We start from the raw sequence: 9,670 nt of genomic DNA on the forward strand, positions 1-9,670 counted from the left end.
TTATAAAAGAGATTTGACTACAATATCCTCTAAATTGAAAGCTCTTTCAGAATAATGTAAAGATCTATTTTAACGCTTTCAGAAAATCACCATGGAGACTCTATTTTGCAAGAGTGGTATGACGCTATAAAATCGGCCGACTCGATTGAAAAAATCGAAGAGATCCGAATCGCAATTTTTGGAAAAAAAGGGATTATGAACGCCGAGTTCGCCCGAATGAAAGATATTCCCGATGCTGAAAAAGGGACATTCGCAAAAGAGCTGAACATCCATAAAGAGGGATTGAATGCTTTGTTGGTCGATCGTAAACTCTTTTTGGCAATGGAGCATTTACAAGCGACTATGAAAGCTGAAGCGATCGACGTCAGCCTCTACAGCGCAACAACCGAGCGCGGTTCATTGCACCCAGTTATGGAGACGATGGATCGCATTGTCGAGCATTTTGTCGCGATGAACTTTTCGGTGAAAACAGGACCGATGGTGGAAGACGATTTTCACAATTTTGAAGCGTTGAACCTTCCGAAATACCATCCTGCACGTGATATGCAAGATACCTTTTATTTCAAAGATTCGATGCTCTTGCGTACCCACACTTCACCGGTACAAATCCGCACGATGCTGAGTCAAAAACCGCCGATTCGGATGATCGCGCCGGGTGCGGTATTTCGCCGTGATTACGACATCACCCATACACCGATGTTCCATCAGGTTGAAGGTCTTGTCGTTGAAGAGGCGGGGAAAGTTTCGTTCGCCAATCTCAAATTTATTCTCGAAGACTTTCTCAAAACGATGTTTGGTGATGTCAACGTCCGTTTCCGACCGAGCTTTTTCCCGTTTACGGAGCCTTCAGCAGAAGTGGACATCAGCTGTATTTTTTGCGGTGGCGAAGGGTGCCGTGTGTGCTCTAAAACCGGATGGCTTGAAGTCCTCGGATGCGGTATCGTCGATCCGAATGTTTTTAAAGCAGTCGGATATGAAAATGTCAGCGGGTATGCGTTCGGTCTTGGGGTCGAGCGTTTTGCGATGTTGATTCACCGTATCGGTGATTTGCGCTCATTGTTTGAGGGTGATACGAGATTATTGGAGCAGTTTAGATGATCGTTACAAAAAATTGGTTGAATGAATGGATCGATCTGGACGGTATCGGCGCGGAAGAGTTGTGCAAAACGTTCAATGCGATCGGATTGGAAGTCGACGCTCACGAAGCGATCCGTGTTGCGGACGGTGTGGTAGTCGGATTTGTCGAAAAATGTGAAAAACATCCCGATGCGGATAAACTCAATGTGTGTCAAGTGAACGTCGGAACTGAAGTCCGCCAAATCGTCTGCGGTGCATCGAATGTCCGTGCAGGAATCCACATTGCATTGGCAACTGTCGGTGCGGAGCTTCCGGGCGGGCTGAAGATCAAAGAAGCAAAACTCCGTGGTGTAGATTCACATGGTATGATCTGCTCCGCTAAAGAGATCGGTTTGCCGTCAATGGGCGAGGGGATTATGATCCTTGATGCGAGTATCGGCGAGTTGGTACTTGGGAAAAATCTCAATGAGTATGCGGTTTTCAATGACGATATTATTGAAATTGAGTTGACTGCCAATCGCGGGGATTGTCTCAGTATCCACGGGATTGCTCGTGACTTGCGTGCTGCACTTTCTCGTCCTTTGAGAGAAAAAAATACCAAAGATGATCAAGAGAACCGTTTGGGGATCGGGCGTATTTTACAGCTTCATCACGGTGAAACGTTTAACACCGATCTTTTATTCGGTGCGGTAGACGTTAAAAATTTTGAAGTACCGTTCATCATTGCATTACGTTTGGCGATGATCGAAGAGACGTATACTACGGCTGTGGATGCGCTGTTGCTCTATGCGACGCATGCTACGGGGGTAATTTTACGCGCCTATCCGTTTGAAAAGTTTGGAGATGCGGAAAATAAGGGTGTTATAACGCTTCAAAACGATGAAAACGGTTATGCGGCACTGTACGGAAAAGAGAAGGTTTCTGTCATTGGAGTTTCTCAAGAAAAAGAGGCTCATTTCACTGCTCAAGAGGGATTGGTGGTCGTTGAAGCGAGTTATATTGCCCCGGATCTTATCGCAAAGAAAATGGGAGAGCATAAAGTAGCAAGTTGTCCTCATTATTACCGTACATCACGCGGTAGTGAGCCGAGTCTTGCGATCGGGATTCGGTATGTGAACGAATTGTTTGAAAAATATTCGGATTCGCAAGTATATGGCGGTAACATAGAATTGACAACGACATATGAGCCCCGTTTGATCAGCATGGTTGAAGAGGAGTTTGAATCGTTTATCGGTCTTAAAATCGATAAAACGCGAATTACCCAAATTTTCAAAAACCTCGAGTTGGATATCGGTAAACCGAAAGGTTCAACGTTTGCGATTTCAGTGCCGAAATTTCGTCACGATATTGTGAATAAGCAAGATATTATTGAAGAGATTGTTCGTATCGTCGGTATCGACAATATCCCATCAAAACCGCTTGTTTTTGCTGAAAAAAATCAAATGGGTGATGATTTGGCGGAGTACAAAAAAACACGTCTTTACCGTCAACGTGCAGCACAAAGCGGCTTTTACGAGTCGGTTCATTTCGTCTTTAACGAGCGTGCACAAGTTGAAAAATACGGATTTGTTTGCACCGATGAGGATAAAGAGCTTCTTAACCCGATTACGGCGACGTTTGACACGTTGCGTCCGACGTTGTTGGTAGGACTTTTAAATTCTGCTTCGGCAAACGTCAAAGTCAATCAAAAGAAGATTGCTTTGTTTGAAGCCGGGATGGTTTTTGATACAAACCGCCAAGAGAGCAAACGTATCGGGTTTATCGTTTCCGGAGCATTGGAAAGCGACAAAATCGCAAATGCCGGGAAACCTGCGCTAATCGATTTCGCGGCGTTTACGAAACTGATTGCCGATGTTGCGGGTTCATTCGAACTGGTATCCCATATGCCGAGTCACTTATTGGCACATCCGTATGTGTGTGCCAAAGTGCTTATCAACGGCGTAGAAGCGGGAGAACTTTTCCGTGTTCATCCACAGGTGGAGGAGGAATTTGATCTTGCACAAACGTTTATGTGTGAACTCAATATGGATGCCTTGCCATATGCCTTGGTCAAAGCGCAACCGTATTCGAAATACCAAGCCTCGTATCGCGATCTCAGTGTTCTTATCTCCAAAGAGGTGACGTACGAGACGATCAAAGCGGTTATTGCAAAACACGCATCGCCTCAAATCCGCCGTTTCTATCCGGTGGACCGATATGTTTCCGAAAGCTTGGGGGATCAAATGAGTTTGACCCTCCGTTTTGTCCTTCAATCGGATGAAAAAACGCTCGAAGAAGAGGATATTAACGCTGCGATGGAATGGATCCTCGGCGGATTGCGCGATGAACTTGGGGCAGGTTTGAGATGATGTCCGCGAAGGTTTCTCCTGCTCGCTCTTTTAGCTTTCAAAGCGATGCGATCGCTCCGGATAAATCGATTTCACACCGCTGTGCGATGTTTTCGGTTTTAGCGGAGGGGGAAAGCAAAATCGAGAATTTTCTCCGTGCCGAAGATACTCTCAATACCCTCAAAATCGTCGGTCATTTGGGTGCTGAAATTACGGACGACGGTAAAACAATTGCGATCCGTTCCAACGGGATCAAAGAGACCTCCGAGATCCTCGATTGCGGTAACTCCGGTACAGGGATGCGTCTGTTTTGCGGACTTCTCAGCTCTGCGGAAGGGCATTTTGTCCTCACAGGAGACGAATACCTCAAACGCCGTCCGATGAAGCGGGTCACACAACCGTTACGTTCTATCGGAGCTAAGCTGGACGGGCGTAATAACGGCGACCTTGCTCCGCTCTCCATTCGCGGAGCTTCGCTCAAAGCGTTCGACTATATCTCTCCGATCGCTTCAGCACAGGTGAAAAGTGCGATGATGCTTGCGGCACTCCGTTCTGATGGTGTGTGTACGTTTAAAGAGCCTGAACTCAGTCGTGACCATACGGAGCGGATGTTACGCGGTATGGGCGCGCGTGTAGAGATCAATGGTCTTGAGACAAAAATTTGGCCGCTTGAGCAGCCCCTTAAGCCTCTTAATATCCGTGTTCCCGCCGATCCATCAAGTGCTTTTTTCTTTGCGGTGGCGGCCGCTATTACCCCTAACGCTTCGGCGGTTATCGAAGGTGTTACCCTTAATCCGACTCGTATCGAAGCATTTAAAGTCTTGGAGCGAATGGGGGCAAAGATCACCTATACCCTTAATGATGAGCGGTATGAGCCGATCGGGATGATTCGTGTGGAACACGCACCGCTTCATGCCGTTACGGTCGAAGAGAATATTGCATGGCTTATTGATGAACTTCCTGCCCTCTCCATCGCCATGGCGTGTGCCGAGGGGAAAAGCGTTATCAAAAACGCCGAAGAGCTACGGGTTAAAGAGTCAGATCGGATTAAGACCGTGGTGGACAATTTAAATCTTTGCGGCATTGAAACTGAAGAGTATCCTGACGGATATGCTGTTAAAGGCGGCGAACTCAAAAGTGCGTGTGTCAACAGTTACGGCGACCATCGTATCGCAATGAGCTTTTTAATCGCGGGGCTTCGATGCGGTATGGAAGTAGAAGATATCGAGTGTATCAACACCTCATTTCCGAACTTTTTTGAACTTTTAGAGTTGTGTACCAAGGTTGAGCGATGAAAATAGAGTTGGCGGAGAGTTACGGCTTTTGTTTCGGGGTGAAACGGGCAATTAAGATTGCCGAAGAGAACCGAAACTCCGCAACGTACGGGCCGCTTATTCATAATGCCAACGAGATCGATCGCCTTAAAAACGATTTTAACGTCGCTTTGAGCGAAAATCTCGATTCATTTCATGAAGGGAATACGGCGGTTATCCGTACTCACGGTATCCCGAAGCAAGAGCTTGCAGTTTTGAATGAACGCAATGTCAATGTTGTCGATGCAACATGTCCTTATGTGACCAAGCCGCAACAGATTGTCGAAGAGATGTCTGCACAAGGGTACGACATCGTCATATTTGGGGATGAATCGCATCCTGAGATCAAAGGGGTTAAAAGCTACGCGATCGGAAATGTGTTCGTGATCAATAGCCCCGATGAAATTGATGATCTCAAACTCCGCGAAAAAGTCGCTACCGTTGCCCAAACAACCCGAAAAATCGAAGATTATCAGCAAATCGTTGGAAAATTGATGGCAAAGCACAAAGAGGTTCGTGTTTTTAACACGATCTGTAATGCAACTTTCGACAACCAAGATGCGGTACGTGATTTGGCGCAAAAAGCCGATGTCATGATTATTATCGGAGGGAAGAACTCTTCCAATACTAAACAGCTTCATTCGATTGCCAAAGAGTATTGCACAGATAGTTATCATATCGAAAGTAAAGATGATTTGAAATTCGAATGGTTTTTGAATAAACTGTTTTGTGGAATCAGTGCCGGAGCTTCAACCCCTGATTGGATTATCGACGACGTTGTTGGGGCAATTCAAACTATCAACGAATGATTTTTTCGTCGAAATCTATCCTTCTCTTTTTTCTTTTCTTATCTTTTCACTTTTAGTGGCGGGGAGTACATTTTTGGATTCGCTCAAAGAGAGCCATCTGAACGTGATCTAGCTACAATAATTGGTACACAGAAAGCGAGAAAAGTACACAAGTTGTAGAGAGGAGAAAATATGTCCATTGTTTCATAAAATAATCATAGATAACCGTAAATAAATCAAAATCAAGCATTTTTTCGCTATAATCAGCCAATTTTTAGTTACAAGGGAATAGGTATGGCTTTCGATAACGAATCGTTCGAAGAAGAAAATTTTGCTGAGATGTTAGAGGCATCTTTCAAAGAGCAAGAATCTACACGCATTACTGAGGGTGAAGTAGTAGAGATCCAAGAGGGTGATAATCGCGCATTGGTAGGCGTCGGTGAGAAACTCGAAGGGATCCTTTCACTCGATGAAATTCGTGATGCAGAGGGCAAACTTTTGTTCAATGTCGGCGATAAAATTACGGTAATGGTAATGGGGCACTATAACGAGCGTCCAAAAATTTCATACAAAAAAGTGCTTGAGCAAGAGAAAACACTTGCGTTTATCAATGCACACAAAGACGATTTTGAATCGGTTGTGATCGAAGCGTTGGTGACCAAGAAAAACAAAGGTGGATACCTTTTGGAAGCGGACGATGTCCATTTCTTCCTTCCTCGTTCACTTGCTGCGTTCAAAGAGACTGACCAAGTGGTCGGTAAAACGATCAAAGCACAAGTGGTTAAAATCGATCCGGCTGAGGCGTCAATCGTTGTTTCTCGCCGCAAACTTTTCAATGACGAGCGCAAACGCAAAAAAGAGGTGATCGATGCGTTGATGGAAGAGGATAAAATTATCCAAGGTACCGTCAAAAAAATCACCAGCTACGGTATGTTCGTCGATGTCGGCGGAATTGATGGTTTGGTGCACTACAATGAAATCAGCTACAAAGGGCCGGTTAACCCGTCTAAATTGTACAAAGAGGGTGATATTGTCAATGTAAAAGCGATCGCATACGACAAAGACAAACGTCACCTTTCACTCTCGATCAAAGCGGTACAATCCGATCCGTGGCAAGAAGTTGAAGAGGCGTTGGAAGAGGGTGATACCATCACCGTTACCGTCAGCAACATCGAGCCGTACGGTATTTTTGTTGACCTTGGAAACGACATCGAAGGATTCTTGCATATCTCAGAAATTACATGGGATAAAAACATCAAACACCCTAAAGATTATTTGACAGTCGGTCAAGAGATCGATGTAGAAGTAATCGAAATCAACTCGAAAACGCACAAATTGCGTGTATCGTACAAACGTCTTCAACCCAAACCGTTTGAAGAGTTCACCAAAAAATGCAAAGAGGGTGACGTAGTAAAAGGTACTGTTACCTCTTTGACCGATTTTGGGGCATTCGTCAAAGTTGGCGGAGTAGAGGGATTGTTGCATAACCAAGATCTTTCATGGGACAAAAACGTCAAATGTAAAGATACTCTCAAAGTAGGCGATGAGATCGAAGTAAAAATCGCAAAAATCAATACGGAAGACGAGAAAATCTCTTTGAACCGTAAATCGCTTGAAGAGTCTCCGATCGATCAATTCGCAGCGAACCACAAGATAAACGAAGTGGTCAAGGCGACCGTTCGCGACGTCAAAGATTTCGGCGTATTCGTTTCATTGGAAGGGGGCGTTGACGCTCTTATCCGTAACGAAGACCTTTATCCGTTGGTTGCCGAAGATCTTGAGGTGGGTCAGGCGATCGAAGCGGCTATTTTGGTTATCGATGCAAAACGCGACCGTATCCGTCTCTCTGTGAAAAAATTGGAGCGTCTGAACGATCAAAAAATGTTAGACGAGATCAACGATAACGACTCACACAGCCTTGGTGATTTGATTAAAGATCAGTTGAAATAAATTTCATGCGACGTGCTGCGTATTGGCTGGTTCCTTTAATCGCCTTTTGTGTAGCACTTTTTATCGCCCTTTTTTTGGTGGAGATTAATCCCTCTGCCCCCAAACTCCATTCCTCCGAAGAAACGGATGAAAATTCTTCTTCGATCGGTTTAAAAGATCGCATCGGAGATTGGATCAGCCATTTTTCAAAAATCGGAGAAGATAATTATTTGTATCCCGTTAACGAAGTTACGCTAAAACTCGATATGGGAGACAAAAGTAACGATTTGGATTTATACCGGCTGACGATTAAGCCAAAAAATTCGGATGAGCTTTTGCAGTGCAAAGATGAATTGAAAAAAACCGATCTCCCTTATGTTATACAAAATGATGGGGATGCGAAACTTCTCACGGTTGATTCAGCAGACAAAGAGCAACTGCAATCTCTTGTAACCAAACTAAAAAGCTACCAAATCACGGCGACATTTTCGCCTTATACTGAGGAAAAATAATGGAAAAATTTAAAATTGTTGTATGTGACCATATCCATGAAGAGGGATTAAATCTTCTTCGTCGCGACGATCAAGTTGAGATGATTTTTGCCGCCGATATGGATAAAACCGCTCTTTTGGACGTTATCAAAGATGCGGATGTTGCAATTACCCGTAGTTCTACCGATGTTGATGATAAATTTATCAATGCGGTAAAAGGGAGAATGAAAGCAATCGTTCGTGCCGGTGTCGGTGTCGATAACGTGGATATTCCAGGATGTTCGAAAGAGGGGATTATTGTTATGAACGTCCCAACGGCAAATACCATTGCTGCGGTTGAACTCACTATGGCACACATGCTCTCATGTATGCGTATGTTCCCGTATTCACACGATCATTTGAAAAATCAACGCATTTGGAAACGTGAAAAATGGTACGGGTATGAACTCAAAGGGAAAAAACTCGGTATTATCGGTTTCGGTAACATCGGTAGCCGTGTAGGTATCCGTTCTAAAGCGTTCGAGATGGATGTTATCGCGTATGACCCGTATATCCACCCCTCAAAAGCGACGGATGTGGGTGTGAAATACACCACTAACTTCGACGATATTTTAGCGTGCGACATTATTACGATTCATACACCGAAAAACAAAGAGACAATCGGTATGATCGGTGCGGATGAAATCGCCAAAATGAAAGACGGAGTGGTTCTTATCAACTGTGCGCGCGGTGGATTGTATGACGAAGACGCGCTGTATGAGGGGCTAAAATCAGGCAAAATCCGTTTTGCGGGTATCGACGTATTCAACAAAGAGCCGGCAACCGACAACAAACTTCTGGATTTGGATAACATCACTGTTTCTCCACACTTGGGTGCCAATACGTTTGAATCACAATATAACATTGCTGTCGAAGCGGCACAGCAAGCGATCGAAGCGGCAAAAGGGATTGCTTATCCTCATGCATTGAATTTGCCGATCGATGAGACTAAAATTCCTGCGTTCGTTAAGCCATTCCTTGAAATGGTACAAAAAATCGGTTTCTTGAGCGCACAAATTAACAAAGCTCCGATCGTATCGATTAAACTTAGCGGTCGTGGTGATATTGCCGAGTATCTTCCGTCTTTGGCTACATTTGCGACTGTCGGTGCTATGGCTGAGATGTCAGGTGAAACAATCAACTACGTAAATGCCGATTTTGTTGCTAAAGAGCGTGGAATCAAAGTGGAAGTAGAAGAGCTTCCAGAGAGTCCGGTATACAAGAACCTTGTAACGGTGAAATTGACAACCGATAAAGAAGCTATTGAACTTAGCGCAACTATGTTCGGTGATGACGTTCAACGTATCGTTGACATCAACGGTTTCGGTGTCGATGTTGAGCCGACGGGGAATCTGATCCTTTTCAAAAATACCGATGTTCCGGGTGTGATCGGTCAAGTTGGCACTTTACTTGGCGCTCACAACGTTAATATCGCTGATTTCCGTCTCGGACGCAACCGCAGTGGCGAAGCGTTAGCGGTTATCATCGTTGATTCTGCGGTCAGCGAAAAAACACTCAAAGAACTCTCAAATCTTAACGCCTGCATCAGCGTCTCTTACGCTCGTATCTAATTTTCTCTTCTTCCCGCGATATTCCCGACTCGATCGGGAATCCAGCTATCTTTCTTTTGTATAATTTTTAGTTACTTCAATTTTATCTATCCAGTAAATGATTAATACGTGAACAATATCCAAATTTAATGATAA

Annotated in this window: 7 protein-coding genes; all 7 read left to right on the plus strand. The window is 44.5% G+C overall.

Annotation, left to right across the window (positions count from 1 at the left end):
* The first annotated feature begins 105 nt into the window (after positions 1-105).
* The 7 genes from pheS (at position 106) to serA (ending at position 9,535) form a co-directional block, all read left to right on the plus strand.
* Positions 106-1,098, plus strand: a complete 993-nt coding sequence (gene pheS, locus JHC35_RS02920) for a phenylalanine--tRNA ligase subunit alpha (RefSeq protein WP_295041880.1) — start codon at positions 106-108, stop codon at positions 1,096-1,098.
* On the plus strand, positions 1,095-3,425 hold the full coding sequence (pheT, locus tag JHC35_RS02925; protein WP_295041881.1) for a phenylalanine--tRNA ligase subunit beta: 2,331 nt from the start codon (positions 1,095-1,097) through the stop codon (positions 3,423-3,425). The genes pheS and pheT overlap by 4 nt, the downstream gene beginning before the upstream one ends.
* The gene (gene aroA / locus JHC35_RS02930) at positions 3,422-4,699 is read left to right on the plus strand and encodes a 3-phosphoshikimate 1-carboxyvinyltransferase (RefSeq protein WP_295041882.1); all 1,278 of its coding nucleotides are present in this window, start codon (positions 3,422-3,424) and stop codon (positions 4,697-4,699) included. The genes pheT and aroA overlap by 4 nt, the downstream gene beginning before the upstream one ends.
* Complete coding sequence (locus JHC35_RS02935) at positions 4,696-5,526, plus strand: 4-hydroxy-3-methylbut-2-enyl diphosphate reductase (RefSeq protein WP_295041883.1); 831 nt, start codon at positions 4,696-4,698, stop codon at positions 5,524-5,526. The genes aroA and JHC35_RS02935 overlap by 4 nt, the downstream gene beginning before the upstream one ends.
* 273 nt (positions 5,527-5,799) lie before the next feature.
* Positions 5,800-7,455 (plus strand): 30S ribosomal protein S1, encoded by a 1,656-nt coding sequence (locus JHC35_RS02940; RefSeq protein ID WP_295041884.1) that lies wholly within the window; start codon positions 5,800-5,802, stop codon positions 7,453-7,455.
* 5 nt (positions 7,456-7,460) lie between these two features.
* Complete coding sequence (locus JHC35_RS02945) at positions 7,461-7,946, plus strand: hypothetical protein (protein WP_295041885.1); 486 nt, start codon at positions 7,461-7,463, stop codon at positions 7,944-7,946.
* The gene (gene serA / locus JHC35_RS02950) at positions 7,946-9,535 is read left to right on the plus strand and encodes a phosphoglycerate dehydrogenase (protein WP_295041886.1); all 1,590 of its coding nucleotides are present in this window, start codon (positions 7,946-7,948) and stop codon (positions 9,533-9,535) included. Before JHC35_RS02945 ends, serA begins: the two co-directional genes overlap by 1 nt.
* The last annotated feature ends 135 nt before the right edge of the window (positions 9,536-9,670 follow it).

The sequence above is a fragment of the Sulfuricurvum sp. genome (genome assembly GCF_022759005.1).
Lineage (GTDB): Bacteria > Campylobacterota > Campylobacteria > Campylobacterales > Sulfurimonadaceae > Sulfuricurvum.